We start from the raw sequence: 26056 nt of genomic DNA on the forward strand, positions 1-26056 counted from the left end.
TCAAGCTCTCCGGAAACCCCCTGGATGTCGGGGCCGGCAAGTGCCGGGCACGCCCCTAGTATTCGGGGTGGCTTGGGCGTAAAACGGCCCTATGGGCGATTGGCGCACGACGCCGGGGACAGTCCTGATGGTCACCTTGGCATGTCTGCTCACGGGATGCACCGTTGGCGGACCAGTCCCTGCGCCCACCCCTGCAGGTACTGCCCCGGCTGCCGTTGAGTCCTTGGAGAACACCATTGGCCGCTTCATGGAGGACGACGTCACCTCCGTGGTGGTGCAGGTGCGCTGGGAAGGCGGGGAATGGTCGCGGGGTTACGGCCTGCGTGATGAAGGCGGGGATGACCCCGCGCGGCCCCAGGATCGTTTTTCCATAGCCAGCGTCACCAAATCGATGGTTGCGGCATCGGTGATGAAGCTCGTGGATGACGGGTTGATCGGGCTGGACGATCCAGTCAACGGGGTGCTGGAAAGCTTCGTCACGGTACTAACGCCTCCTGGTCCCATCACGGTCCGCCAGTTGTTGAACCACACCTCAGGAATGCCCGAGTTCCTCGCACTGTATGGCACCACGGGCACCGTCAAGGAGTTAGTCACCTCAGGATTCACTGTGCAGCGCGGACTGGAACTGACGGCAGCGCTGCCTTGGGAACGCAGCAGCGTAGGCTACTTCGCATACTCAAACGGCAACTACCTCGCGCTTGCCCAGCTTATTGAGAAGCTCCGGGCCAAACCGCTGGCCGCGGTCTTGAAGGACGACGCCTTCGTGCCCCTCGGCCTTGATCGAACGACATTCGGAGTTGAGGACCGGGAGGCCTCCGACAACCTCAGGGCCTATGTCCTGGTGGATGGGGAACGCGTTGAAGTCACCCAGGCGGAACAACTGGTCGGATTCCCAGGGGGTGGAGTGGTCTCCACTGTTGAAGATGTCAATGACTTCTACCGTGCCCTGCTCACGGGCAGGCTGGTCTCTCCCGGAAGCCTCGCGGAAATGAAGAAAGCACCGTCAATGGACTATGGCCTGGGCCTGACCCGATGGCGGGATGGATGTTCTCCCACCGGCTACGGCTACGGCCACCGGGGAAGCGTTTACGGCTACCTTTCCACGTCGATTTCCAGCGACGACGGCGACAGACAAGTCACCATCGGAATGGCCTTGCCCACCCTGCCAGCGGAGGACGGGGATCCAGTAACCGGGCGCCGACTGGATCAGTACGCATCGCAGATGGACTTGGTTGCGCGAAAGACACTCGAGCAGCTGTGCGGGTGACCACCATGAACCCCGCCGCACGGAAGATCCAGCGCGTCTATCTGACGCTGACGCTGGGAAACACCATTGCTGCCTCGTTCATCTGGGGTATCAATACTCTCTTCCTGCTTGATGCCGGGCTGAGCAACCTTGAGGCATTCGCCGCCAATGCGTTCTTCACAGCAGGGATGGTCCTTTTCGAGGTTCCTACCGGGGTCATCGCCGACGGTTGGGGCCGTAGGGTTTCCTTCTTGCTGGGCACGGTGACGCTGACCGTCTCCACCTATTTGTACTTTGTGCTGTGGCAGATCTCGGCGCCGTTCTGGATGTGGGCGGTGGTCTCCGTCCTGCTGGGCTTGGGCTTTACCTTCTTCTCCGGGGCTGTGGAGGCCTGGCTAGTGGACGCTTTGCGCTTCTCGGGTTACGAAGGCGGGCTCGAGTCCGTGCTGGGCCGGGGGCAAATGGTGCAAGGCGTGGCCATGTTGCTCGGTTCCGTGGCTGGCGGCGTCATAGCTCAGGCAACCAATCTCGGGGTGCCGTTCATCCTCCGGGTAGCTGTGTTGGCAGCGATGTTCGCAGTAGCGTTCGCCCTAATGCACGACGTCGGGTTCTCGCCTGAACGCTCGACGCACCCCCTTCGTGCTACCCGGGCAGTGCTCTCGGCGTCCATTGAGAACGGATTGAAAAAACCGCCAGTACGCTACGTGATGCTCGCCGCACCGTTCAGCGCCGGCGTCGGAATCTATGTTTTCTACGCACTTCAGCCGTTCCTGCTTGATCTGTTCGGCGACCCGCGCGCCTACTCCATCGCCGGACTGGCTGCAGCCATTGTGGCTGGTTCGCAGATCCTGGGCGGCTGGCTCGCTCCCCACGCAAGAACACTGTTCCACAAACGCACGTCCGTCCTGATACTCGGTGGCCTGGTAGGTGCCGTCATCCTGCTGATCCTCGGGTTCACCCGCAACTTCTGGCTTGCGTTGGTGCTCCTGGCCCTGTGGGGCGTAGTGGGCGCCGCCGCAACTCCGGTCAGACAGGCGTATATCAATGACATGATCCCTTCGAAACAACGGGCCACCGTAGTCAGTTTCGATTCGCTCATGGGTTCCAGCGGTGGCGTGGTCATCCAGCCACTCCTTGGCCGGGGGGCTGATCTTTACGGCTACCCGGCATCCTTGGCTGTGGCCGGCGTCATCGAGCTGATCGCGGTGCCATTCCTGCTGGCAAGCCGGAAGCAAGGCGCAGCGGCGGACACGGCCGTCACAACTGAAACCGCCCCGGACACCGAATCCTTGCCGTGAGTAAGGTGTTCGGGGGCATGGCCTCCAGCTTGGACGGTTACATCGCCTCAGAGAGCGGCGATCTTTCTTGGCTGAACGACGCCATGGCCAGGGACGAAGACTACGGTTTTGAAGCCTCCGAGCGCAGGACCGGGGCATACGTCATGGGGGCCAACACCTACCGTGAGGTGTCTGCGATGGGCGGCGGGGTATCAAAGGTCCCAACGTATGTGGTCACCCACAACCAAACACTCGCTACCAAGGGCACTACGGAACTGTTCGTAGGCGATCTACGGGAACTGGTTGCGCATATCAAGGAAACCATTGCCGTGGACAAAGACATCTGCCTGTTTGGCGGCGGTGAATTGGTGACGGAATTCATCGAGCAGGGTTTGATCGATGAGCTGGGCATTTCCGTGATCCCCGTAATCCTGGGCGGTGGTGTTCCGTTCTTCGGCCGGTTGGGTCAGTGGACGAAGTTGGAACTCATGGAGTGCCGCCATTACCCGTCCGGAATCGTCCTGCTGAACTACCGGTTGGTGAGCCCCAGGACGTAGGAGTTCAGCGACGGCCAGTCATCGGGAATCGCTCAACGCAGGGCATCTGAGATCGATTTCGCTCCGCCGTGGCTGCTCTGCCCACCGTCTGAGCCAACATTGACGATTGAAGCCCCGGGTTTCATCAACGGAACGCAGGCCTGTATTCCCAGCAGGGCCCCAGTGACGTTCACCTCCGATACCTCGGCGAGATCGGCCGGTCTTGCCTCGAGCAGGCGGCTGCGACGGGTATGGGATGTGCCGTCACGGGGAAAATGAGGTGCAGTTGGGAACATGCCCGCTGAACCACTGACCGCAGCCAGGCGTTGGCTGGGTCTTCGGTCTGTGATGGATGCCAGTACATCGCCTCCACCAAGGAAGCCTCCAAGTCTCCGGTGAACTCCAGAACCTCGATCCTTGCTCCACGTTGGGCCCTGGACGCCAGCATCCGCGGTACCAAGGCCACCAAGTCAGTACCCTCAACAATGAGGGGCAAGGACAGAAAACCAGCCACCGTCGCAGCCACACGCCGTCGAACGCCCCTGGACTCAAAAAGCTTGTCAGCCGGGGTGGAAAGAATTCACTGATCGACGCTTGGAAAGGGCGGCAGTCGTGGTTAAGGCGTCCGTCCAGTTGGGCCAGTGGATGCTGGACGGCGTCCGGGACGCCGATGTGCCCGGACTCATGAATCCCTGTCCACCATGCTGAAGGAACCCGCGTGAACACCCGTGCCACAGACCACCAACCCGTCATCGATGTCCACGCACACGTCCTCATTCCGGCCCTCCAGCAAGCAGTGGCGGAAGGTGACCCGGAGGGATTTGCGGCGCTCCACGCGCTGGAAGTCCGGAGGAACGGGCCTGAATCCATGGCCACCTCGGGCGCCATGATCAAGGAGCGGTGGCAACAGCTCACTGACCTCACCCGACGCCTGAAAGACATGGACGCCCAAGGCGTGGATGTCCAACTCGTCTCCCCGTCACCCTCGCACTTCCATTACTTTGCCCGTGCGGAGCTCGCACTGGCGTTGGCCAAGCAGGCGAATGCGGCAGTCCGTGAGCTCATCGACAGGGCTCCGGATCGGCTGAACGGACTCGGGCTGGCTCCTTTGCAGCATCCCCATCTCATGGTCGAAGCGCTGGAGCACGCCGTGACGGAATGCGGTTTGGCTGGTGTGGAGATCGGATCATTCGCCGGCACGCCCGGGGCGGCGGAGCGCACCACCGTGGGGCTGTCGGATCCCCGGTTGGAATCCTTTTGGAGCCGGGCGGAGGAATTGGGTGCCCTGGTCTTCCTGCATCCGTTCGGCTGTTCCCTGGACGAGCGTCTAGACAGGTTTTACCTGGCCAACACCGTGTCCCAGCCGGCCGAGAACGCTGTGGCCCTGTCCCACCTCACCTTCAGCGGGGTCCTGGACCGTTACCCGGAGCTGCAGGTCCTCGCCGCCCATGAGGTTCATGCTGTGGGGCTCTCCGACGGCGGTACCCGGGAAGGGTTTGTCGACGACGACAATTGTTTTGCCCTGTCTGGGGGACGCACCGTCCAGCACCTGCTGCAGGCCGGCCTGGAAGAGACTCTGTCCATCGCCGCGGAAACGCACCAGACCGTGCGTCCCGTTGCGTTGCGGGACGTGCAGCTGCTGGCACCGCTGCTACCGGGCACCATCCGGGATTTTGTTGCCTTCGAGGAACATGTTGAAGGGGTTCGCAGGAGCATCGATGGCGTAGAAGGCGTCGTGGCCGAATGGTACGAAGCGCCGACGTTCTATTTCACGAATCCGCATAAGGTGACCGACACCGGCGAGGTGATCGGCCTTCCCGCAGGTTGCAGCGAGTTGGACTTCGAGACCGAAGTCGCGGCCGTCGTCGGGCATGTACCAGGTAGTGAGGGCAAAAACCTGTCCGCGTCGGAGGCGCACCGGCCATCTTCGGTTACACCATTCTCAGCGATTGGTCGGCGCGCGACCTTCAAAGGCGGGAGATGAAGGTCAGCCTTGGCCCCTGCAAAGGAAAGGAGGTCAATGGCGAAGCCATTGGGCAGGACCTCCTGTCCAACATGGGGTGGCCCTTCGCAGAGCTCGTGGCCTACGCGTCCCAGGACTCGGTGGTCCGGCCAGGCGATGTCCTGGGTTCGGGAACCTGCGGCAGCGGCTGCCTGGCCGAACTATGGGGCCGGAACGGCGCCAAGACTCCCCCGCCATTGAAGACCGGGGATTCTGTGGGAATGACAGTGGATGGCATCGGCTCAATTTTCAACACCGTAGGAGAGCGGCGCCAAGCCGTCACCCGGGTGCCGGCCCGCAACCGGCCAGGTACCAAAGACCGCAGCAGCCGGAAAGTGCGGGAAACTGTCACTAACCACTAAAGAAAGCGCGGTCCACCCTTGATCTCCCTGCAGCAAGACCCCGAAGGCTTCGTACGGATGAAGAGACACTTCCCTGGCGGTGCCTCCGTGTCCATACTCTTCACTGACGGAACCCAGGAGGTTTTCACCGGGCAACGGCTCAACGACATCTACGACGAAGCGCTGGCTGCCTATCGTGCCGGCAACAACCTTGACGCCAAAGGGTTCAACCGCGGACCCCGGAAAAAGGTCCAGCAAACCATCGAGTTCATTCCCGTCTCGCCGGGCATGTCCGGGTAGCTCACCGTCGCCGGCCGGAGGCGTGCTCCACACAGAAAGGCGTCCACGGCCGGGCCTCGAGCCTGGCCTCCGGAATGGCCGCCCCGCACACCTGGCACCTGCCGTAGCTGCCCTCGGCTATCCGCTCCAGGGCAGCGTTGATCTCCTCCAGGCCGGCGCGGCTTTGTTCCAGGAGGGCTTCGGCCTGCGAAAGCTCAAACGCAATGGTGCTTCCCTCAGGATCATGTTCGTCATCCACATTGGAGTCCTGGCGTGCACGGCTCACCGAAGTGATGTCGCTGCGCAGCGCCTTCACCAGCTTCACTTTTCGGTCCCGCTCCTCCTCAAGGAGGACCCTGAACGGCTCTGCGTCCTCCACGATGGTTCAGAGTTCCACTGTTCCGCTCTCGCCTACGCTGAACCGGGAGTTTGTGACTTTGGACTTGACCCACTGAAGTACCGTAGCGGCTGTTCCACCCGGACTGGTCCAGTATTCCGCCGAGTCCGAGTCAACGTGCAGCAGGCACACCTCCGGAGTATCCGGTCCATCCGGGTACCAGGCTTCCACCACTTGGTTCCACAGACCCCGGATTTTCTCTCGATCTGTGACAACTTCAGCCGTACCAGCCACCGAAACCCACTCCGTGTTTTTACCGAAGGACACGTTCACCCGGGCATCCTGCCGGACATGCGCCACCTGCGAGGTGTCCAGTCCCGTAAAGAACCACATGTCGCCGTCGTCCCTGACGTCCTGAACGGCGAGCGGACGGCTGACCAGCGCGCCGTCGGGGTTGATGGTGGTCAGCATTCCGATCCTTGAGTCGTTGATGATGTCCGTGACCTTCTTGATGTCCTGCTCTTCAGTCATGCCTCGCCTCGCTCTTTTCCGTGCCGGGGACTTTCCCCAAACGGTCAGCCTAATAGTAAGACTACTGATTTACTAGGCGGCCAAGGAATGTCGGTAAAAGGCCAGGATTGCACGGCAGGCGACCTGCCGGGAATCATGGCGGCCTGTTGTCCGTTCTCCTTGATAATGACGGCCGACGGCGGTCAGGCATGCCTGTCCGGGGCACGCAAACGACGGGAAGTTTGGGGACTGCCATGACGTTGGACGAAACACTTGCCCACCTGCGGGCCGCGCACCTCATGGTCCGCGACGCCCAAGAGTGGGACGGTCTCACCACGGCACTGAGTTCAGCCTATGAGGCCAGCGACGAAGACCTTATCGAACAACTAAGGCCGCCGTACCTCCAGTCATGGCGGACCGTGACGGGCAATGTCCTCAGGGACACGTTTGACTCCGCTGGCATCTCGGTGGCCGATCCCGACCATCCTTAGGGAATCGCCACGCTATCAGCGAACGGATTCAGCGCAGAACCGCTGCTGTGCCTTATGGATGAAGAGCACGCCGACGCAACGGAAACTGCCCAGCCGGATACCATCCGGCTGCTCACCTTTACCGAGGCAATGGACCACTACGCGGACTGCCTGGCGCCCTTCTTTGACGATCGCGCAGAGCAACCACGTTAAGCGAAGCCCTCAACCGCTACGAATCGGCCGAGGGCTGTCAGCTTCCGCACCGCTTCATCGGCATCGCCGGACACCAACTCCGAACTGGGCCAGGCCAAAGACATGCCAGCCCCGGAGCGGAGAACCATACAAGGGGTTCGGCTTAGAGCACCAGGAGGGCAAATCCGCCAAGGGTGCTCAGGATGCCAACGCCAGTGAGGATCCAACCGACAATCAGCACGGTATGGTCGTGCCGCGGTGGTTCAAGCGAGCATCGCGAAGGATGGCAGACGTCGTAGTGGACCACCACCGCGCTCGGCTCATAGCTTCCCGCGCCGGCGGGGACGTCCAGCAGGACTTTGCGTTCCTCGTCTGACTGGTCAACCCAGTGGAGGCCCATGAATCCGCCCGCGGCAAAGCGTTCACCGTCCGCGGTCACCCAAACGCATCGGCGCTTGGCGATGATCCAAGCACTTACCAGCAAAGGCACGCCCGGGACGAACCCCACCCAGGTCATCATTTCCAGAATGGGGCCAAGAACGTCCACGGTACCGGCCATACAGTCGATCCTATGTGCTCGAGGCCAGTGTCCGGGAGGTTTTGGAGAGGGAGGTCAGACGTTTCGGTCCACCCGTGAGCGCCACAGCAGGTAGACGAAGTACGGTGCTCCCACCAAGGCCGTCATGATGCCCGCGGGAATCTGCGCGGGTGCTATGACAGTCCTGCCAATCACGTCTGCGAACACCACCGTGCTGGCCCCAATAAGGGCGGCCACCGGAAGGACGCGGGAGTGCCGCGCCCCCACCAAGGTACGGGCAGCGTGGGGCGCCACCAAACCAACGAATGCGATCACGCCCACCGATGAAACAGCGCCCGCCGTCAAAAGCACGGCGACCGACAACAGGAGCAGGCGTGATCCGGACAGCCCGATGCCCAGCACGCGGGGAGAATCATCATCCACCGCAATGAGGTCCAGGTCCCGCCGCATGCCTGCCAGCAGAGGCAGCGAGACCAGCAAAGCAAGGAGGGGCGGCAGGACCGACGCGAAATTACGTCCATACGTGGAGCCGGACAACCATGTCAGCGCCTTCGTCTGGTTGAACGGGTCCGTACTCACCAGGAGGACTGTAATCATCGCGGCCAATCCCGCGGAGACACCGATGCCTATCAATACCAGGCGGTTCTGCTGCAGCCCTCCGCGGAAGGCCAGGCCAAAGACCAGCAGCGCGGACAATGCCGCGCCGCCCAGCGCGGAGCCGGTGATGACCCACGAGCCCGCAGTGGGGACGGTGGTAATGACGATGATTGCCGCCAGTCCGCCGCCGCCGGAGACGCCCAGAATTCCAGGCTCGGCCAGGGAGTTCCGGGAGACTGCCTGGATGAGCGCACCGGCAAGAGCCAGGGCAGCGCCGGCCAGAACCGCTGCCAGGACCCGCGGCATGCGCGTACCCAGCACGGCACTGACCCGGTTTCCGGACTGCCCCGTAAGCCAATTGACCAGATCGCCGAGCAGGAGTTTCGCATCGCCCAACAGCGCTCCCGCCACCAGCAAACCTGTGAGCACCACCAGCAGCCCGATCAATACCGAGAGGAAGAACCGGCGTGAACGCAGCCGCGCCAAAGCGTCGCCTGCAACACTCAATCCGGCGTCGGACATCCGCATGGCCAGGGCAACCAGGAAAACGGCGCCGAAGACCGTGGTGACTGCCCCCGTGGGGATTTCGACGCCGGCTTGGGCACCGAAGAGGCCACGGACAAGAACGTCGGCTCCAATGACCACCACTGCACCGGCCAAACCGGAGATTGGCAGCAACGCCCGGTGCCGGCCAACGCCGCGGAGCCGGGATGCCAGCAGTCGAACAATTGCCGGGGCGCATAGACCCACGAACCCGATCGGCCCGGCGATGGTTACTGCCGCCGCGGACAGGACGACGGAAAGTACGACAGCGCCGACCCGGGCCAGGCGCGGATCCGCACCTGCCAGCCGGGAGGCGTCGTCGCCCAGACCGAGTAAATCCATCCGGCGGGCGAGGAGGAACAGGCCGGCCATGGCCAGAAAAACTACCGGTGTGAACTGGATCAGTTTGTCAGTGCGTGACTGGGCAAGGCTGCCCTGCCCCCAGGCGTAGAGTCCGGTGGTTTCCTGGCTGAACAACAGCAACAGTGCGCTGGTAGCCGAATGCAGGCCGAGGGCCAGCGCCGTGCCGGCCAACACCAAACGGATGGGACCACCGTTGCCGTTGGCTCCCCCGCCGGACAACGCCAGAACCAGCATCGCCGCGACCAGTCCGCCGATGAAGGCAACACCACCTGACAGCAGCGCGGGCAGCGTCAGCCCGAAGGCGGCCACTGCCACGATGGCAAAGTGGGCTCCGGCGTTGACCGCCAGAGTGTCCGGGGAAGCAAGAACATTGCGGGTGGCCGTCTGCAGTGCTGCACCGGCCACCCCCAACGCGACGCCGACCAACAGGCCGGCGAAAAGCCGCGGTACGCGCGAGGCGACCAACACTGCGGTTTCCTGGTCAGTACCGCCACCGGTGACCAGCCCCAGCAACTGCGACGGGCCGACGTCGGCCGTTCCTTGCGTGAGGTGGAGCGCCGACAACATCACCAGGACAACCATCCCGGCCGCGGCCACGAGGGCCGGGCCGGCAAGACGCCGGATACCTTTGCGGGCACGGGGTCCGGCGGGCGGTGTGGGGACGGAAGTACCCGCCACGGCCGTGGGAACGGTCATGGCGGGCCTCTTCACAGTGTCGGTCATGAGGTGGGACTACTTGGTGAGGGACGCGACGATCGCGTCGACATACTGGGTCATCGAGGCAGGGCCGCCAAACATCCAGATGCCATCGGAAAGGCGGTGCACTTTGCCGGAGGTCACGAACGGAAGGGACTTCCACACGGCGTTGTCGTTCAACTGCTCGGTGAAGTCACCATCAACGTTGTTGGTGATGTAGACAAAGTGGTCGGCATTGACGGCAGTCAGGCCTTCGACGTCCGTGGAGCCCAAGCCGTACGCAGGGTCGCCTTCAACTGTCCAGGGGTCGATGAGCCCCAGTTCAGTATTGATATCAGCCAGCAGGGAGCCCTTGGTGTAGGGGCGGATGGAAACCTTGCCGTCAGCAACCCAGCCATCGGCGAACGCCACGCGGGAACCGCCGAGGCCGGCCTTCTCAAGATCAGCCTTGCCCTTGATAACGGCGGCATCAAACGCAGCGATGGCCTCGTCAGCCTTCTTCTCCGTGCCGGTTGCCTTGGCCACCAGCTTCAAGTTGTCTTCCGCCTGCGCAATTTGGCGGCTGCCATCGGCAGACTTCACCACAACAACGGGAGCCAACTCTTCGAGTTGCTTGATGACTGGCTCGGCAAGATCTGTGGTCGCAACGATCAGGTCAGGATCGAGGGACGCAATGGTGTCGAAGCTGGGCTCATTGCGGGTTCCAATGTCCGTGGGAGTGCTGTCCAGCTTGCCGGCGGTAACCCAGGCGCTGTAGCCCTTGACGTCTGCAACACCTACCGGCATGACGCCGAGGGTGGTCAGGTTCTCCACCACGTTCCATTCGGTGCCCACCACGCGCTTGGCCGGGCCGTCGAGCGTGACTTCCGTGCCACGGGCGTCGGTCACGGTGATGGCTTCGCCGAACGCGGCGGTGTTGGACGCCTGGCTGGCGGGTGCTTCAGTAGTGCCGCAGCCGGTGAGCAGGACTGCCAAGGCAGCAGTAGCGGCCAGGGCCTTGTGGATCTTCATGGACACGGGGTCCCTTTCATGTTGGGGTGCTTACGTTGTATTTGCAGTCTTCAGCCGTCGTTGTGCCGGCCCACTGCGCGGGTGCGCAGCCTGCCGGTCAGCGGGTCAGTGTGGGTCACGATGGGGATTGAATAGACATCGCTCAACAGCGCTGCGTCGAGGGCTTCGTGGGCTGGGCCCGCTGCTGCAATCCGACCCTCCGAGAGAACCACCACGTGGTCGGCCAGCGCGGCTGCTTCATCGAGGTCGTGCAGGACCACGCCAATCGCCACACCGTGGACGCGGGCGAGGTCGTAGACCAGGTCAAAGATCTCCACCTTGTAGCGGAGGTCCAGGTGGTTGGTTGGTTCATCGAGGAGCAACACCGACGTGTCCTGGGCAAGGCAGCTTGCCAGCCACACCCGTTGCAGTTGCCCGCCGGAAAGTTCCTGGACACCACGATCGGCAAGTTCAGCTACGCCTGTCAGCTCCATGGCGCGGTGGACAGCAGCGGGTCCCTCGGGATCGGCAGCACGCCACCGTCCTCGGTACGGATGGCGACCGAACTCCACGACGTCACGAACGCTCAGTCCGTGCGGCACGGGCCGGCTCTGCGACAACAACGTTACGTGGCGTGCGAAGTCACTGCGCTTCATCATCAGCGCATCCGATGCTTCTCCGCCGTCGGGCCGGACCGTCACAGTTCCGGAGGTAGCCTCATGCAGACGGGCGAGCGCACGGAGCAGCGTGGACTTACCGCTGCCGTTCGGACCTACCAAGGCCACGATACGGCCCGGCTCCAAGTGGAGCCCGGCACCGTGAACCACGTCCTTGTCCCCATAGCGGAGGACCAAGTCTGTGGCCTCAAGCCCGGAGAGTTCACTCAGTTCAATCACAAAACGATAGATTAGCTTAGCCTTACCTAATTTCTAAAACCGTGTTGGTGGAAGTCCTGCACTCGCTGGCTCCGGACGACCCGGGACGTGCGAGGCTAGACCCATGGACCTGGACATCTCCCCCACAGTGACGGTTCCCGCCTCGGAGCTGTCCTGGCGGTTTTCGCGTTCGTCGGGACCCGGCGGCCAGCACGTCAACACCACCGACAGCCGGGCAGAGCTGATGTGGAACGTTGCCAAAACTGCGGCGCTGACGGACGGGCAGCTCCAGCTGCTGCTCAAGCGCCTGGGGCCGAGACTTGTTGACGGAGTGATCACAGTGACGGCAGCCGAAGAGCGGTCACAGCTGCGGAACCGGGAGATCGCCCTGGCCAAACTCGCTGACATCGTCCGGGCCGGCCTTGTCCCGGAAGTTATTCGCCGCCCTTCCAAACCCACCCGCGGCTCGGCCCGCCGGCACCGCGCGGCCAAGGAACTCAGATCCGCAACCAAGCAACAACGACGCCGGCCTCCAACAGAGTGATGCCGATTCCGGGGCGGTCCTGGACTCGTCTAGGCCTTGGTAACCTCAACCCACTGCGCGCGCCACTCTGGAGCTTGGAAGGCTTCGCTCCAGTAGGCAGTTTCCTTGGCAATCCTGCCGTCGCGGAATTCAAAGATGAAGACTGTTTCATAGGTAGGTCCGCCGTAGTCCAGCAGGGCCTCGGCCGTGACCAGGTTGCCGCCGCTCAGGAGGCGGCGCGGCGTAATGGTGGGGAGTTGCGGGAAGGCGCTGTAGATGGCCCTGCGGTTCTCCGCCCCGCGCACCAGCTCCCCCGATTGAGGCCAATGCATTACGGCGTCGTCATGGAATAACTCATCCATGACCTCGATATGGCGATCGTTGATGCAGCCGATCAGCCGCTTGACCACGTTCTCGTTGGTGCGCTGTTCATCCAGGGTTTCGTCAGCCATGATCCGCATTCTCCTCCTGGTGACCCCCATGCACTACCGTTTGAGCGGCCGGTAGGCACGATTTCATCATTACCGCCCCTGGCGCAGGGGCCGGGAGCAGGGCATGTCCAAGCGACAAGTCGCGAACGCCGCTAGAGTCATAGAAATGGACAGAGTACTGACAAATTCCCAGCGGCCCGTTCCCCATGCGCCGGCAGCGCAGGTTGCCGCCCCCGAGGATGGCTTTGTCCGAGTCCGGGGAGCACGCGAAAACAACCTCCGCACCGTTGACGTGGACGTCCCCAGAGATGCAATCGTCGCCTTCACCGGCGTCTCCGGCTCCGGCAAATCTTCCCTGGCCTTCGGCACCATCTTTGCCGAAGCACAGCGCCGCTACTTCGAATCCGTGGCCCCCTACGCCCGCCGCCTCATCCAACAGGGCCACAACCCCAAGGTGGAGTCCATCACCGGGCTGCCACCCGCCGTCGCGCTCCAACAACGCCGCGGCACCGCGACCGCACGTTCCAGCGTGGGTACAGTGACAACCCTCTCCAACTCGCTGCGCATGCTGTTCTCCAGGGCCGGGCGTTATCCGCAAGGCGCCAAGCAACTGGACTCAGATGCGTTCTCCCCCAACACCGCCGCCGGAGCATGCCCCGAGTGCCATGGCCTGGGCGTTGCCCACACGGTCAGCGAATCATCTTTGGTGCCCGACCCCTCCCTCAGCATTCGGGACGGCGCCATCGCGGCGTGGCCGGGCGCCTGGCAAGGTAAGAACCTCCGGGACATCCTCACCCACTTGGGCTACGACGTGGACACTCCGTGGAAAAAACTGCCGAAGAAGGACCGAAACTGGATTCTCTTCACCGAGGAACAGCCAGTGGTCGAAGTGACACCCCAACGCGACCGCGTTGCCAAGCCCTACAAAGGCAGGTTCTGGAGCGCCAAAAGCTATGTTCTCCACACGCTCGCGGACTCCAAGAGCACCACCATGCGGGACCGGGTGCTGCGCTTCATGGAGACCGGCCGATGCCCACGGTGCGACGGCAGCGGACTCAGGCCAGACGCGCTCGCAGTCACCTTCGCCGGAAAGACCATCGCAGAGCTCAACGCCCTGCCAATGACCCAACTGGCAGAGATCATCAGGCCCACCGCCGAGCTCACCGCCGCGGGTACGGCGTCCCGTACCCAGACGTCCGGAGAAAGCAACGAGGTGGCAGTCGCCATCACGCGGGACCTGCTCGCCAGGGTTACCGTGCTCCTGGAACTTGGCCTGGGCTACCTGGCACTGGGGCGCGCAACACCCACGCTCTCCCCCGGCGAGATGCAAAGGCTCAGGATTGCCACACAGCTGCGCTCCGGGTTGTTCGGCGTCATTTACGTGCTGGATGAACCGTCCGCCGGGCTTCATCCTGCTGATGCCGAACCCCTGCTTGAGGTCCTCAACCAGCTCAAGGCGTCCGGAAACTCAGTGTTCGTTGTGGAGCACAACATGGACTTCGTCCGGGCCGCGGACTGGTTGGTGGACGTCGGACCGCACGCCGGAGAAGGTGGCGGCCAAGTACTCTACAGCGGCCCCGTGGGCGGTCTGGAGGACGTGCAGGAATCCGTGACCAGGCCCTTCCTATTCCCTCAAGGCAGTAGTGCGGGTACAGGTGCTGCCCGCACATGGGATGAATCGCTGGAGCTTCGAGGAATCACCCGGCACAACCTCCGCGGGCTTGCGGTCGATTTTCCCTTGGGTGTACTCACGGCCGTGACAGGCGTTTCCGGCTCGGGTAAGTCCACGTTGGTCAGCCAGGTTCTGGCCGATGTTGTCAGTGCCGAATTGCATCCGGAGTCCACGGACAGCGAGTCGCCCGCCGCGGCACCGGGGACTGCGGTCGTGTCCGGGCTGCACCGTCTCGATCGCCTCGTGAAAGTCGACCAGAGGCCCATCGGCCGCACTCCGCGCTCCAACCTGGCCACCTACACGGGCCTTTTCGATGGTGTGCGGAAAGAATTTGCCGCCACTGATGGCGCCCGCGCCCGGGGTTTCGGCGCCGGAAGGTTCTCGTTCAACGTCGCCGGCGGCCGCTGCGAAACATGCCAGGGGGAAGGGTTCGTAGCCGTGGAGTTGTTGTTCCTGCCGGGAAGCTACGGCCCCTGCCCCGAGTGCAACGGTTCCCGTTTTAACCCGGAGACCCTGGAAGTCACCTACCGTGGCCGGACCATCGCCGAGGTCCTGGGCATGACCGTTTCAACAGCGTCCGGGTTCCTCTCAGATCTCCCGTCCGTCTCGCGAAGCCTGCAAACTTTGAAGGAAGTCGGACTGGGTTACCTCAGGTTGGGGCAGCCCGCCACGGAGCTATCCGGCGGGGAGGCCCAACGCATCAAACTCGCCACCGAACTTCAGCGCGTCCAGCGCGGGCACACCCTGTACCTGCTGGACGAACCCACCACGGGATTGCACCCCGCTGACGTGAAGTTGCTGATGAAGCAACTTCACAGGCTCGTCGACGCCGGCAACACCGTGATCGTGGTGGAACACGAAATGGACGTGGTGGCGGACGCAGATTGGGTGATCGACCTGGGACCCGGCGGCGGCGACGCCGGTGGCCAGGTGATCGCCACCGGCCCGCCCGCCGACGTCGCGCGCTCAACGGAAAGCCGGACGGCCCCGTACTTGGCTGCCGCGCTCCGGCAGTAAGTCAGCGCCGCGGGATGTTGCGCAGGTTGCTGCGGGCCATGCTCACGGCCTCGCCTGCGCCCCGGTTCAGGACCACTTTGGACATGGCGGTTGCGAATCCGATGACCTGGGACCCAGAGATCTTCGGCGGAATGGACAACGCGTTCGGATCGGTGATGAGCTCCACCAGCGACGGTCCAGGGTGGGCAAAGGCCTCCCTGTACGCAGCCTCGATGTCCGCTGGATCCGTGACGCGCATTGCGTGGAAGCCCAACGCCTTGGCAACCTCGGCGTAGTTTGCGTCCGGAACGTCCACGCCAAAGTCGGGGAGTCCATCCACCAGCATCTCCAGCTTGACCATGCCCAAGGTGGAGTTGTTGAACACCACCACGTTCACGGGCAGCTTGTGCGCAGCAACGGTGATGAGCTCACCCAGCAGCATGGACAGGCCACCATCACCGGAGACCGAAACGACCTGCCGGCCGGGATACGCCACTTGCGCACCAATTGCGTGCGGAAGGGCGTTGGCCATGGAGCCGTGAAGGAAGGAACCGATAAGTCGCCGCGTGCCCAACGGGTTGATGTAGCGCGCGGTCCAGACGTTGCACATGCCGGTGTCAGCCGTGAAGATGGCATCCTCTGCTGCAACCTGGTCCAACAAGGAGGCAGCATATTCGGGGTGGATCGGCTGCTTCTTCTCCACTTTGCGGGTGTAGGCGCCCACGGCTTTGTTCATCAGGCGGTCGTGCTTCTTGAGCATCTGATCGAGGAACCGGCGGCTCTTCTTCGCTTGGATCAGTGGCAGCAGTGCTTGGAGTGTTGGCAGGACGTCGCCGTGGACAGCAATATCGACGTCGGTCCGCCGGCCCAGCCGCTGCGCGGCCCGGTCCACTTGGGCTGTCCGGGTATCCGGAAGGAATTGATCATAGGGAAAGTCGGTGCCCAGCAGGATCAGAAGGTCTGCGTCCTCGATACCCTCCGCCGCAGCACCGTAGCCGAGCAACCCGGTCATTCCAATGTCGAACGGATTGTCGTACTGGACAAAATCCTTGCCCCTGAGGGAGTGGCCAATGGGAGCTTTGATGAGCTCTGCAAGCGCCATAAGTTCCCTGTGGGCCCCCGCAACCCCGGCACCGGCGAAAACAGCCACCTTATCGGCGTCGTTAATGGCCTTGGCCAACTCCTGGACGCTTGCAGGATCGGGCACCACTGTTGCGGGCCGGAACGTAGCAGGCAACGGCGTGGGGGCCGTTGCCTCAAGACCGGCGATGTCGCCCGGGAGGGTGACCACTGATACTCCCCTGAGGGCAATGGCGTTCTGGATGGCACTGTGCATGACCCGTGGTGCCTGCTCCGCGGTACTGACCAATTCCGAATACACCGAGCATTCCGTGAACAGGCGGTCCGGATGCGTTTCCTGGAAGAAGCCGCTGCCGATCTGCTTGCTGGGGATATGCGAGGCGATGGCCAGCACCGGAGCTCCAGTCCGGTTGGCATCGTACAGGCCGTTGATCAAGTGCAAATTGCCGGGGCCGCACGATCCTGCGCAGACGGCAAGCCGGCCGGTTAATTGCGCCTCCGCGGCGGCGGCGAACGCTGCGGCTTCCTCGTGGCGTACATGGATCCAGTCGATGCCTCCCTTCGCCGAGCCTCCGGTCTGGCGAACAGCGTCAACGATCGGGTTAAGGCTGTCGCCGACTATGCCGTAAATCCGCTGCACTCCTGCAGCCTGGAGTTGTTCGATGAGCTGGGTGGCAAGTTCCTTGGCCATAGTGTGCAGACTCCCTCAGTGGATGGTGGCGGGCTGACATGGCCAAATATAGCCGGATTGCCTTGGCGGCGGCTGGATGCCTCCAGGCCGCCGAACGCGTCTCGAAGAGGCGTTCCGCCATGCTTACCAGGCGTTCCGGGGCGGGGGATGAATTCGGCCTCGTCATTTAAGAAAACGTGAAAATCCTCCCGTTAACCGTCTCGACATTTACCTTTCCCAATTTCTGTCGAAGGTCCAGGCCATGCCCAATCCATTCCCATTTCATTGGTGAGCCATCCGGGCAGTCATAATAGATGCCGGGACAACTTCGTTTCATCAATGTGCCTTCAAAACGTCAACGTGCATTCCACCGCTACGGATACACCCCGCGGGGTTGGCGCCCGGCTACCTCTGGCTTTTTCGGGGTTTGGAGAAGACGTTTTCGCTACCCTCGGCCTTGGCCCTTTTTTCCGCCCGTTTCTCCAGGATGGTCTTTCCAGACTTTTTCGACTTTGCTCCGTTTGGGGACTTTCCTGACAATCAAATCACTCCATTCCAAGGTGCTTCACTATCACCATACCTACTTTTAATTTAAACGCCAGTTCTGCAATTCCGGTGGGTGCGGTAACGGCATGGAACCACTTTTTCTTCGATTCCTCTGGCTGGGACAGCCGTTCGTTGCTAGCGTGACCGCATGAGCCCCTCCAAGAGCCCCGCGGAGATCCTCGACATTGACGGTGCCGAGGTTCGTGTCTCGAATCCGGACAAAGTGGTTTTCCCGGAACCCGGACTGACCAAACTCGATCTGGTCCGCTACTACCTTGAGGTGGCGGACGGCGCGCTGAGGGGAGCCGGCGGCCGGCCGATGGTCCTCAAGCGCTTCCCCAAGGGCATCAACGAAGAACCGTTCTTCCAAAAGCGCGTGCCTGAAAACCATCCGCCGTTCATCGACACAGCTACGCTCCACTACTCCTCCGGAACGTCGGCTGAAGAGACGGTCATCCGGGACGCCGCGGGCTTGGCCTGGGTAGTGAACCTTGGCTGCCTTGACCTCAATCCGCACCCCGTCCGCGCCGAGGACCTGGAGCACCCTGACGAGCTTCGCGTGGACCTCGACCCCATGCCGGGAGTGGATTGGTCACAGATCGTGGACACCGCGTACGTCGCGCAGGACGTCCTGGACGACGTCGGCTTGGTGGGATGGCCGAAGACGAGCGGTTCACGCGGGCTTCACATCCTGGTGCGGATCGCGCCGGACTGGACCTACCATGAGGTGCGCCTCGCCGCTGAAACCCTGGCCCGGGAGGTGGAGAACCGCGCTCCCGGGCTCGCCACCGCCAGATGGTGGAAAGAGGAACGGGGTGAAAGCGTGTTCGTCGACTTCAACCAGAACGCCAAGGACCGCACCGTTGCTTCCGCCTACTCCGTCCGCTCTCTCCCCGATGCCCGCGTCTCAACACCACTGACCTGGGCCGAAGTACGCTCAGCCCGGCCGGACCAGTTCACGGTCCTCACTGTCCCTGGCCGCTATGCCGATATGGGTGATCCCCACGCCGGCATCGACCACGCCGTAGGGTCACTCGACGGGCTGCTGGCGTTGGCTGCCGAGCTCGGCCCGGCAGAAAAGGCTCCGCGAAGCGGGGACGGCTCAGGCCGCCGGATGCCCACGATGCCACTCATCGAGGTGGCCCGCACCAAAACGAAACCAGAAGCCCTCGCCGCGCTGGAGGAATGGAAAGAACGGCACCCGGACGTCGTCTCCGCTTTGCACCCGGCAGATGTCCTTATTGACGGGATGAGGGGATCCAGCTCGCTCTGGTACAGGGTTCGGATCAACCTGCAGCACGTTCCCGACAGCGGGCGCCCGCCGCAGGAGGAACTCCTTGCCGACTACGATCCATGGGCGGGCAAGACATGGCCCGGACGGCCCGGGGCCTGACATGCAAGGCCTGTCCGCGTCACTGGTCCTCATCGCAGCGTTGGCAGTTGCAGCTCCCCTAGCCGTTCGGCTGCTTGATCCCGTGATCAAGGTGCCGATCGTGGTCTTCGAAATTGTCCTGGGGATCCTGTTTGGCCCCAGCCTGTTGGGCTGGATCGAATCCACTCCGTTCACCGACACCTTGGCTGATTTTGGGCTGGCGATGCTGTTTTTCGTTGCAGGGAACGAAATCGACTTCACGGCAATCCGCGGGCGCCCCATCAAACGTGCTTCCGCGGGATGGGTGATCTCCCTGGCAGCCGGAGTCGGCGCCGGCTTTGTGCTGGCTCCCGCCCCCGAGGCCGCCGTGATCATTGGAGTGGCCTTGTGCTCCACAGCATTGGGAACCCTGCTGCCCATCATCCGTGATGCGGGCGAATCCACATCTCCCGTCGGCACTGCCGTTGCAGCCCTGGGCGCCGTAGGCGAGTTTGGTCCCCTGATTGCGATTTCACTCTTCTTCTCCGGGAAGCAAGTGGGAACGGCTTCAGTGGTGTTGTTGGGATTTGTCCTCCTGACCGGCGTATCCATCTACTTCGCTTCAAAAGCGCGGCACACTCTCTTCCACGCCCAGGTCACCAGGACCCTCCATACCAGCAGCCAATTCGCCATGCGGTCCATCATGCTGGTCCTCAGCTCGTTGGTTGTCCTGAGCATGGTGCTGGGGCTGGACATGCTGCTGGGTGCCTTCGCGGCCGGCGTCCTCTGGCAGGTAACCATCGCGCGTGCTCCCGAAGCTGACCGAAGAGTCATTGAAACAAAAATCGATGCGGTCGCCTTCGGATTCCTGGTGCCCATCTTCTTCATAGATACCGGTATTGATTTTGATCTCGGCGCGTTGACGTCAAGCCCTGCTACCCTCGCTTTGGTCCCGCTGTTCCTGGTGCTCCTGCTGGTCATCCGCGGCCTGCCGTCCTTGCTGGCGGCGCCCCGGGGCTCGACATGGGCCCATAAGCGGGCAATCCTGCTGTTCGGGGCAACGGGGCTGCCCATCATCGTGGCCGTGACCACCATCGGACGGGAGCAGGGATTCATCACCAGCGGAATCTCCTCCGCACTCGTCGGCGCCGGTATGCTCTCCGTCCTGTTGTTCCCACTGCTGGCCCTGCTGCAACTCCAGCGCGGGGCCACAACGGCCCCTGCGGCGGCACTGCTGGCCGACAGCAGTCCACGCCCAGACCAACAGAAGCACGACGGCGACCTCCCGCCGTCGGGCGCTTCCGGCAGCAGCACCTAGGCGCAGCCAGCGTCGGGCAGCAGGGACGCACCACCAGGTTTTGCACCTGACCTCAGGCGTGCTTAGTGTGGATTCATAAGCTTCCTTAGCTTTAGGGGCGCGATACCCGCAGCGCTTCTCCCGTAGACAACAGGAGGACCATCATGACTGATCAGTACACGTTCCGAAACCCTGTCACCGCCTACGAAAAAATTTCCCCGCCGAAACAGCACCAACCCGAGCCAGGACTGGACGCAGATTTGACGCCCACAGCGGATCTTGGTGAGGAAACCTACCGCGGAACCGGTCGGCTGGATGGCCGCAAGGCGATCGTCACCGGCGCGGACTCGGGCATCGGCGCGGCGACCGCCATTGCCTTCGCGCGGGAGGGTGCCGACGTCGTGCTTTCCTACCTTCCCGAAGAGGAAGAAGATGCCGCCCGGATCGCCGGCATTATTGAAGCCGCAGGCCGCAAGGCCGTCAAGGTGCCAGGCGATCTCAAAGACTCCGCTACATGCCGGGAGCTGGTGGATACCGCCATCGCCGTCTTGGGCGGAGTGGACATCCTGGTCAACAACGCAGGCAAGCAAGTGGCACAGGAAGACCTCGCAGGCATCACCGACGAGCAATTCGACCACACACTAAAGACCAATGTGTACGCGATGTTCTGGCTGACCAAGGCTGCACTGCCCCACCTGCCCGCTGGTTCAACCATTATCAACACCACATCGATCCAGGCCTACAACCCTTCGCCCACGCTGGTGGACTATGCCACCACGAAGGCCAGCATCAACAATTTCACGAAGGGCCTGGCCCAGCAGCTGGCCCCCAAGGGCATCAGAGTCAACGCGGTGGCACCCGGTCCCATCTGGACCCCGCTGCAGGTGAGCAGCGGCCAGCCCAAAGAGGCCTTGCCGGAGTTCGGGCACTCCACTCCCCTGGGCCGCGCCGGCCAGCCGGCAGAGCTTGCCCCGGCGTACGTGTTCCTCGCTTCGCCCGAATCCAGCTACGTAGTTGGCGAAACCCTCAACGTCAACGGTGGCAGCCCCACACCCTAGCCGGGAACGCACATCTGCATGGTTGACGTGGTGGGAGTGGACTTGTCCTTAAGCCCTGCCCTTGAGGATCATGTGCCAGTAGACCTGGGGAAACATGATGCGGTCCACCCACCACGACAACCGGCTTTCCTTCCACGTGGGCACTTTCGGGATGGTGGGCATAGGCCGATAATGGTCGTCGAATTCAGCGAAGACCACCGTGGTACGCGAAACAGTGAAGGGGCATACGGAGTAGCCGTCGTACTTCATCGTGGGCGGTTTTCCCTGGCGGGCCGCCACGAGGTTCTTCGCCAGCACCTTGGTCTGCTTGCGCAGGGCACCGCCGGCTTTGGAGTTGGTGGTGGCTGCAGCGTCGCCCAGGGACCACACGTTGGAGTGGCGGACGTGGCGCAATGTTTCGGTGTCCACGTGGACGAACCCGTCCTGCCCACCAGGGGCTGGAAGATCCGTAGCTTTGAGCCACTCCGGCGCAGACTGGGGTGGGACGGCGTTCAGGACGTCGTACCCCAGCTCCTCAGTGGTGTTGGAGACATTGTTGCGGATGGTCGCTTGCCTGTTGGCAGCGTCCACGGCCACCAATTCGCTGTTTGTCCGGAGCTCAATGCCGTATTCAGCAATTTTCCGCTCAAGCTCCCTGTCCACCTCAGGGATGCCGAATACGGTGGGATATGGCTGCACCATCACCACACGGATCTTGTCCAGGACACCTTGCTCGCGCCAGTAGTCGCACGCCAGGTACATCGGCTTCTGACTGGCACCCCCACACTTAATAGGTCCTGACGGCATGGTAAAAATCACTGTGCCGGACCGCACACTGCTCAGGAGTGACCAGGCCTTGGGTGCGAGCTCGAATTCATAGTGGGACGCACCGTACGGGGAATGGACAGCCTCGGCCAAGCCCGGCACTGAATCCCACCGGTACTGGAGCCCCGGACACACCACCAGATGTTGATAGCCCACGGTGCTGCCTGAGGCCAGCATCACCATGTTGGCCGTGGTGTCCACGCCCACCGCATGGTCTTTGATCCAGGCAACCCCCCGGGGCATCACGGATGCCTGGCTGCGGGTGGCTTCCTTGACCGCAGCCCTGCCGCCGGCGATGTGGGAGAACAGAGGCTGATAGAGGTGATGGTCCTTGGGTTCAATGAGGCCAATGTTCTTGACCCCGTATCTGCTCAGCCGGGCCGCAAGCGAGACTCCCGCATTGCCCCCTCCGATGATGACTACATCGTGCTGATGGGACATATCACTGGTTCTTTTCGGTCAGGGCGGAGCCTTTGTGGGCCGCCCGCGCGCCGGTCTTGTCTGATTCCACCACGTACTGCGGCTCGTCTTCAGTGGCTCGGTGGGTATTGCCGTCCAATTCGAAGTCGCTGGTCTTCTTCTCCACAATCTTCCCGTGCGTTTTGCCCTGGGAGGTGTTCCACTCCACGCGCGTTCCCTTGCTCAGTGCCATATCCGCTCCAATGTGTGGTGTTCAGCTCTGACTTCAAGCGCTCCACAATAGTAAGCATGATGATCTTTTTCGCGGAACCCTCCTGAGGACGTTGCTGGACGCAGCCTCAGCCGGGCGGGTCTTGCCCCACGAGACCGTCCACAGATTCGCGGATAAGGTCTGCGTGGCCATTGTGCCGGGCGTATTCCTCAATCATGTTCAGGAGGATGTAGCGCAGGCTGGGCAACTCGATGTCCGGACGGGACGCGATGGTGCCTTGCCGGGACGGGCCGCCTTCTGCCATAGCTGCTTCGAACAAGACCCTGGAGCGGGCAACAGCGTCACGCCACCTTTCATACAGCTCCTCCGGCGGGTCTCCGGCAGCGGAATTCCAGTCCCAGTCGGGGTCGGCGTCCCAGTCAACTGCGTTCCACGGGGGAAGTTGCCTGCGGCCATGGAGCCACTCGGTGGACATATCGTCCTCGAAGCGGGCCAGGTGCTTGAGCAGCCCACCCAAAGTCAACGACGACGGAGCGTGCCGGGCCCTCAGGCCGTCCCGGTCAAGTCCCTCCGTCTTCCAGGCAAACGTCGCTCTCTGTCGCTCAAGGAAGCCCATCAGGGTGGCGGCTTCATCGCCGTCCAGCGGAGGCTCCGCGTTGACCGGTTCGGTGGTGCCTGCTTGATCGTTCACAGCAGCTCCTGGTGATTCATCCGGAAGGAGTTCCCTGCTCCCGGTCGCGTGGCCCTGCTGACGGAGTGGACTTTCTGGTGATCAGCCACGTGATGAACCAGAGCACGACACCAATGGCCATGAGCCCGCCGGCCACTTGGTACTGTATGGGGTTCCTGCCCACCCAGGGACCAGCGAGGAAGGCGCAGAGGATGGCGGCCACCCACGGCAACTGACCGGGCGAGGTGAAAAAGACCTTGCGGTCCGGGTGCCTCTTGCGTCGGAGCACCACGCACGCCACGTTGACCACGGTGAAGACGCACAACAGCAGAAAAGCGGTTGTCCCCGACAGGTTGGCCACGATGTTGCTGTCCGGATCGATGCTGACGTACCAGATCAGTCCCAGGGCCAGGACGGTGGAGAAAGTGATGCCGGCCCACGGTGAACGTCGCCCGGGCAACACCTTGCCCAAGCCGCGGGGCAGGACATGCTGGCGGGCCATCCCATAGATCAGCCGGCTCGCCATCAGCATGTTGATCAAGGCAGTGTTGGCCACCGCGAAGACTGCCAGGAACGGAAAGATCTTATCGATCGGGAAATCCGGGGAACCCTTGTGGACGACCTCGAGGAGTGCAGCCCCTTCGGATTCCCTGATCTCCCCCAATTCGGTGGGTGACAACACACTGACAACGGACACTGCTACCAGCATGTAGAGCAACACTGCGATGCCGAGGCCCGTCAACATGGTTCGGGGAAAGATGCGCTCCGGGTTCTTGGTCTCCTCCACCATGTTCACCGAGTCCTCGAATCCAACCATGGCAAAAAAGGCAATGGACGTGGCGGCAGTTACAGCCAGGAACAGCCCCTTGTCTTGGTAGTCGGTGAACACCGTGATTTCCTGGATGTTGCCTGTTCCCTGCGCCATCACGAAGAACCCGACGCCGATCACAATGCATAGGGCGAGTACCTCAACCGAGGTCAGCACCACGTTGAACTTCACGCTTTCGCCAACCCCACGAAGGTTTATCACTGCCAGCAACAGCATGAAAGCCATAGCGACCAGCGTGATCATTCCCTTGTCCGGCGCGCCCATCCACCCGTTGACCTCCAGCCCTCCGAACAGATTCTGGGCGAGGACGTTCGCGGATGTTGACGCGCTGGTGATGCCGGAACACACCACGGCGAACGCCACAAGGAACGTAACAAAGTGGATCCCGAATGCCTTGTGTGTATACAGAGCCGCCCCCGCCGCCTGAGGGTACTGCGTCACCAGTTCCAAGTAGGAAAAAGCCGTCAGCGTCGCCACGATGAAGGCCAGAAGGAACGGCAACCAGACAATGCCGCCCACTGTCCCTGCCATCGTCCCGGTGACCGCGTAAACACCCGCTCCGAGAATGTCGCCCACGATGAAGAGGAGCAGGAGTTTGGGCCCCAGAACCCGCTTTAGCTGTGGTTCTTCGTCCGGGGGTGAAGCTTGGTAGACGTCGTCGGATGTGGTGCTCATGGTTGGCCTCCATGGCGGATACACAGTTCCCTGATCGTGTTCGTGACCTGACGTATCCCACTGTGAGCCTGTACGTTGACTTTGGCAACACCGTCGGACCCGAAAACCTGCACTTCCGGACAGTCGCACCGTGCAATATTCTGGGCCCACCAGCCTGCGGCGGACGGCGGGGCCGTGGGCCCGGAATCCGAACAGCTCCGAAAGGACCATCCATGCTGATTTGCGCGGCCTGCGCGGTGGAACGTGATGAACCCGTTCCCGAAGTCTGCCCCATCTGCGCCGACGAACGGCAGTACGTCCCTGAGGAAGGGCAACACTGGGTTACCCTTGACCAACTCAGGACGGCTGGCCAACGGATAACGCTCTCAGAAAGCGAGCCAGGTCTTGTCGGCATGGGCACTGACCCGAAGGTCGGAATCGGCCAGACGGCCCAGCTGGTGGTGACGTCCCAGGGCTCGTTGCTGTGGGATCCGGTGGGCTACATCGACGAAGACGCAGTGAGGGCGGTGCTGGAGCACGGACCTGTCCTGGCCATCGCCGCCAGCCATCCCCACATGTTCGGCGTGCAGGTGGAATGGTCACGGCGGCTGGGCGGCGCCCCGATATGGGTGGCTGAGGCAGACCGCCAATGGCTGGGACGCGATGATCCAAACATTGCCTACTGGTCTGGCAGCACGTCGATCGCCCCCGGGCTGGCCCTGCACCAAACCGGCGGACACTTTCCCGGCAGCGCCGTGGCGCACTGGGCGGCCGGAGCAGCCGGCATGGGGGTTCTGCTGACCGGTGACAGCGTGTTTCCCAATCCGGATCGCCGTTCCATCTCCTTCATGCGCAGCTACCCTAACCGCTTGCCGTTGTCCGGAGCCGTGGTGTTGCGGATCGCCGCGCAGTTGGACACCCTTGGGTTCGATCGCATCTACGGGAATTTCAATAACGTCATAGCGTCCGGAGCCAAAGCCATTTTGCACGACTCCGCTGAACGTCATGCTGCCTGGGTGCGGGGAGACTTTGATCATCTGACGTGAACTGCC

At 62.6% G+C, this 26056-nt stretch carries 28 protein-coding genes and 1 pseudogene; 15 read left to right on the forward strand and 14 right to left on the reverse strand.

Annotation, left to right across the window (positions count from 1 at the left end; translation table 11 throughout):
* Positions 1–91 precede the first annotated feature (91 nt).
* Genes ABIE35_RS07465 through ABIE35_RS07475 form a run of 3 tightly spaced genes read left to right on the forward strand, consistent with a single transcriptional unit; the run spans position 92 to position 3080 of the window.
* On the forward strand, positions 92–1267 hold the full coding sequence (locus ABIE35_RS07465) for a serine hydrolase domain-containing protein (protein ID WP_354513679.1): 1176 nt from the start codon (positions 92–94) through the stop codon (positions 1265–1267).
* Positions 1268–1272: 5 nt separating this feature from the next.
* Entirely contained in the window at positions 1273–2544 is a 1272-nt protein-coding gene (locus ABIE35_RS07470; protein WP_354513681.1) for an MFS transporter, read from the forward strand.
* A gap of 17 nt (positions 2545–2561) precedes the next feature.
* Positions 2562–3080 (forward strand): dihydrofolate reductase family protein, encoded by a 519-nt coding sequence (locus ABIE35_RS07475; protein ID WP_354513683.1) that lies wholly within the window; start codon positions 2562–2564, stop codon positions 3078–3080.
* A 32-nt stretch (positions 3081–3112) separates the two neighbouring features.
* Here ABIE35_RS07475 and ABIE35_RS07480 read toward each other — a convergent pair whose 3' ends face one another.
* Positions 3113–3355, reverse strand: coding sequence for an SDR family oxidoreductase (locus ABIE35_RS07480; protein WP_354513685.1), 243 nt, complete (start codon positions 3353–3355; stop codon positions 3113–3115).
* Complete coding sequence (locus tag ABIE35_RS07485; RefSeq protein ID WP_354513846.1) at positions 3250–3639, reverse strand: LysR substrate-binding domain-containing protein; 390 nt, start codon at positions 3637–3639, stop codon at positions 3250–3252. Before ABIE35_RS07485 ends, ABIE35_RS07480 begins: the two co-directional genes overlap by 106 nt.
* On the opposite strand from ABIE35_RS07485, the pseudogene ABIE35_RS07490 reads away from it, so the two are divergent.
* The 4 genes and pseudogenes from ABIE35_RS07490 to ABIE35_RS07505 form a co-directional block, all read left to right on the forward strand.
* Positions 3630–3781, forward strand: a pseudogene (locus ABIE35_RS07490) (2-polyprenyl-6-methoxyphenol hydroxylase); the annotation flags it as partial. The gene ABIE35_RS07485 and the pseudogene ABIE35_RS07490 sit on opposite strands and share 10 nt — an antisense overlap.
* Positions 3778–5043 carry an amidohydrolase family protein gene (locus tag ABIE35_RS07495; RefSeq protein WP_354513687.1) on the forward strand — a complete coding sequence of 422 codons (1266 nt, stop codon included), beginning with the start codon at positions 3778–3780 and terminating at the stop codon, positions 5041–5043. The pseudogene ABIE35_RS07490 and the gene ABIE35_RS07495, both read left to right, overlap by 4 nt.
* On the forward strand, positions 5040–5423 hold the full coding sequence (locus ABIE35_RS07500) for a fumarylacetoacetate hydrolase family protein (RefSeq protein WP_354513689.1): 384 nt from the start codon (positions 5040–5042) through the stop codon (positions 5421–5423). Before ABIE35_RS07495 ends, ABIE35_RS07500 begins: the two co-directional genes overlap by 4 nt.
* A gap of 18 nt (positions 5424–5441) precedes the next feature.
* Positions 5442–5702 (forward strand): hypothetical protein, encoded by a 261-nt coding sequence (locus tag ABIE35_RS07505; RefSeq protein ID WP_207597366.1) that lies wholly within the window; start codon positions 5442–5444, stop codon positions 5700–5702.
* Position 5703: 1 nt separating this feature from the next.
* Here the strand turns inward: ABIE35_RS07505 and ABIE35_RS07510 are convergent, their stop codons facing one another.
* Both ABIE35_RS07510 and ABIE35_RS07515 read right to left on the reverse strand, forming a co-directional pair.
* A complete protein-coding gene (locus ABIE35_RS07510; RefSeq protein ID WP_354513691.1) occupies positions 5704–6060 on the reverse strand; it encodes a TraR/DksA family transcriptional regulator in 357 nt (118 codons plus the stop codon).
* A 6-nt stretch (positions 6061–6066) separates the two neighbouring features.
* The gene (locus tag ABIE35_RS07515; protein ID WP_354513692.1) at positions 6067–6549 is read right to left on the reverse strand and encodes a pyridoxamine 5'-phosphate oxidase family protein; all 483 of its coding nucleotides are present in this window, start codon (positions 6547–6549) and stop codon (positions 6067–6069) included.
* A 233-nt stretch (positions 6550–6782) separates the two neighbouring features.
* On the opposite strand from ABIE35_RS07515, the gene ABIE35_RS07520 reads away from it, so the two are divergent.
* Both ABIE35_RS07520 and ABIE35_RS07525 read left to right on the forward strand, forming a co-directional pair.
* Entirely contained in the window at positions 6783–7019 is a 237-nt protein-coding gene (locus ABIE35_RS07520) for a hypothetical protein (RefSeq protein ID WP_354513694.1), read from the forward strand.
* 54 nt (positions 7020–7073) lie between these two features.
* Positions 7074–7211 (forward strand): hypothetical protein, encoded by a 138-nt coding sequence (locus tag ABIE35_RS07525; RefSeq protein ID WP_354513695.1) that lies wholly within the window; start codon positions 7074–7076, stop codon positions 7209–7211.
* A 142-nt stretch (positions 7212–7353) separates the two neighbouring features.
* On the opposite strand, the gene ABIE35_RS07530 is transcribed toward ABIE35_RS07525, so the two are convergent.
* The 4 genes from ABIE35_RS07530 to ABIE35_RS07545 are packed head-to-tail and all read right to left on the reverse strand — an operon-like array spanning position 7354 to position 11813.
* A complete protein-coding gene (locus ABIE35_RS07530; RefSeq protein WP_354513697.1) occupies positions 7354–7749 on the reverse strand; it encodes a hypothetical protein in 396 nt (131 codons plus the stop codon).
* 54 nt (positions 7750–7803) lie between these two features.
* Positions 7804–9954, reverse strand: a complete 2151-nt coding sequence (locus ABIE35_RS07535) for an iron ABC transporter permease (protein WP_354513699.1) — start codon at positions 9952–9954, stop codon at positions 7804–7806.
* 9 nt (positions 9955–9963) lie between these two features.
* On the reverse strand, positions 9964–10944 hold the full coding sequence (locus ABIE35_RS07540; protein ID WP_354513700.1) for an ABC transporter substrate-binding protein: 981 nt from the start codon (positions 10942–10944) through the stop codon (positions 9964–9966).
* A 44-nt stretch (positions 10945–10988) separates the two neighbouring features.
* Positions 10989–11813 carry an ABC transporter ATP-binding protein gene (locus ABIE35_RS07545; RefSeq protein ID WP_354513702.1) on the reverse strand — a complete coding sequence of 275 codons (825 nt, stop codon included), beginning with the start codon at positions 11811–11813 and terminating at the stop codon, positions 10989–10991.
* A 103-nt stretch (positions 11814–11916) separates the two neighbouring features.
* Between ABIE35_RS07545 and arfB the strand changes: the two genes are divergently transcribed.
* Entirely contained in the window at positions 11917–12336 is a 420-nt protein-coding gene (gene arfB, locus ABIE35_RS07550) for an alternative ribosome rescue aminoacyl-tRNA hydrolase ArfB (RefSeq protein ID WP_354513704.1), read from the forward strand.
* A 29-nt stretch (positions 12337–12365) separates the two neighbouring features.
* Here arfB and ABIE35_RS07555 read toward each other — a convergent pair whose 3' ends face one another.
* The gene (locus tag ABIE35_RS07555) at positions 12366–12767 is read right to left on the reverse strand and encodes a nuclear transport factor 2 family protein (protein ID WP_354513706.1); all 402 of its coding nucleotides are present in this window, start codon (positions 12765–12767) and stop codon (positions 12366–12368) included.
* Positions 12768–12912: 145 nt separating this feature from the next.
* Between ABIE35_RS07555 and uvrA the strand changes: the two genes are divergently transcribed.
* Positions 12913–15435 (forward strand): excinuclease ABC subunit UvrA, encoded by a 2523-nt coding sequence (gene uvrA / locus ABIE35_RS07560; protein WP_354513708.1) that lies wholly within the window; start codon positions 12913–12915, stop codon positions 15433–15435.
* A gap of 1 nt (position 15436) precedes the next feature.
* Here the strand turns inward: uvrA and ABIE35_RS07565 are convergent, their stop codons facing one another.
* Positions 15437–17185: a pyruvate dehydrogenase gene (locus ABIE35_RS07565; RefSeq protein ID WP_354513710.1), complete on the reverse strand. Its 1749-nt coding sequence runs from the start codon at positions 17183–17185 to the stop codon at positions 15437–15439.
* A gap of 673 nt (positions 17186–17858) precedes the next feature.
* Here ABIE35_RS07565 and ligD point away from each other — a divergent pair.
* The 3 genes from ligD to ABIE35_RS07580 all read left to right on the forward strand — a co-directional run bounded on the left by ligD (position 17859) and on the right by ABIE35_RS07580 (position 21416).
* Positions 17859–19103: a non-homologous end-joining DNA ligase gene (gene ligD, locus ABIE35_RS07570; RefSeq protein ID WP_354513712.1), complete on the forward strand. Its 1245-nt coding sequence runs from the start codon at positions 17859–17861 to the stop codon at positions 19101–19103.
* Between the two features lies 1 nt (position 19104).
* Complete coding sequence (locus ABIE35_RS07575) at positions 19105–20379, forward strand: cation:proton antiporter (RefSeq protein WP_354513713.1); 1275 nt, start codon at positions 19105–19107, stop codon at positions 20377–20379.
* A 143-nt stretch (positions 20380–20522) separates the two neighbouring features.
* Positions 20523–21416, forward strand: a complete 894-nt coding sequence (locus ABIE35_RS07580; RefSeq protein ID WP_280627871.1) for a glucose 1-dehydrogenase — start codon at positions 20523–20525, stop codon at positions 21414–21416.
* A 48-nt stretch (positions 21417–21464) separates the two neighbouring features.
* Here the strand turns inward: ABIE35_RS07580 and ABIE35_RS07585 are convergent, their stop codons facing one another.
* The 4 genes from ABIE35_RS07585 to ABIE35_RS07600 form a co-directional block, all read right to left on the reverse strand.
* Complete coding sequence (locus ABIE35_RS07585; protein WP_354513715.1) at positions 21465–22661, reverse strand: NAD(P)/FAD-dependent oxidoreductase; 1197 nt, start codon at positions 22659–22661, stop codon at positions 21465–21467.
* Between the two features lies 1 nt (position 22662).
* Entirely contained in the window at positions 22663–22872 is a 210-nt protein-coding gene (locus tag ABIE35_RS07590; RefSeq protein WP_354513717.1) for a hypervirulence associated TUDOR domain-containing protein, read from the reverse strand.
* 106 nt (positions 22873–22978) lie between these two features.
* Positions 22979–23542, reverse strand: a complete 564-nt coding sequence (locus tag ABIE35_RS07595) for a DinB family protein (RefSeq protein ID WP_354513719.1) — start codon at positions 23540–23542, stop codon at positions 22979–22981.
* 16 nt (positions 23543–23558) lie between these two features.
* On the reverse strand, positions 23559–25025 hold the full coding sequence (locus ABIE35_RS07600) for an APC family permease (protein WP_207597351.1): 1467 nt from the start codon (positions 25023–25025) through the stop codon (positions 23559–23561).
* A 212-nt stretch (positions 25026–25237) separates the two neighbouring features.
* Here ABIE35_RS07600 and ABIE35_RS07605 point away from each other — a divergent pair, with 212 nt between their 5' ends.
* Positions 25238–26050, forward strand: a complete 813-nt coding sequence (locus tag ABIE35_RS07605) for an MBL fold metallo-hydrolase (protein WP_354513722.1) — start codon at positions 25238–25240, stop codon at positions 26048–26050.
* Positions 26051–26056: the final 6 nt, after the last annotated feature.

The sequence above is a fragment of the Paenarthrobacter sp. 4246 genome (assembly GCF_040546855.1).
Lineage (GTDB): Bacteria > Actinomycetota > Actinomycetes > Actinomycetales > Micrococcaceae > Arthrobacter.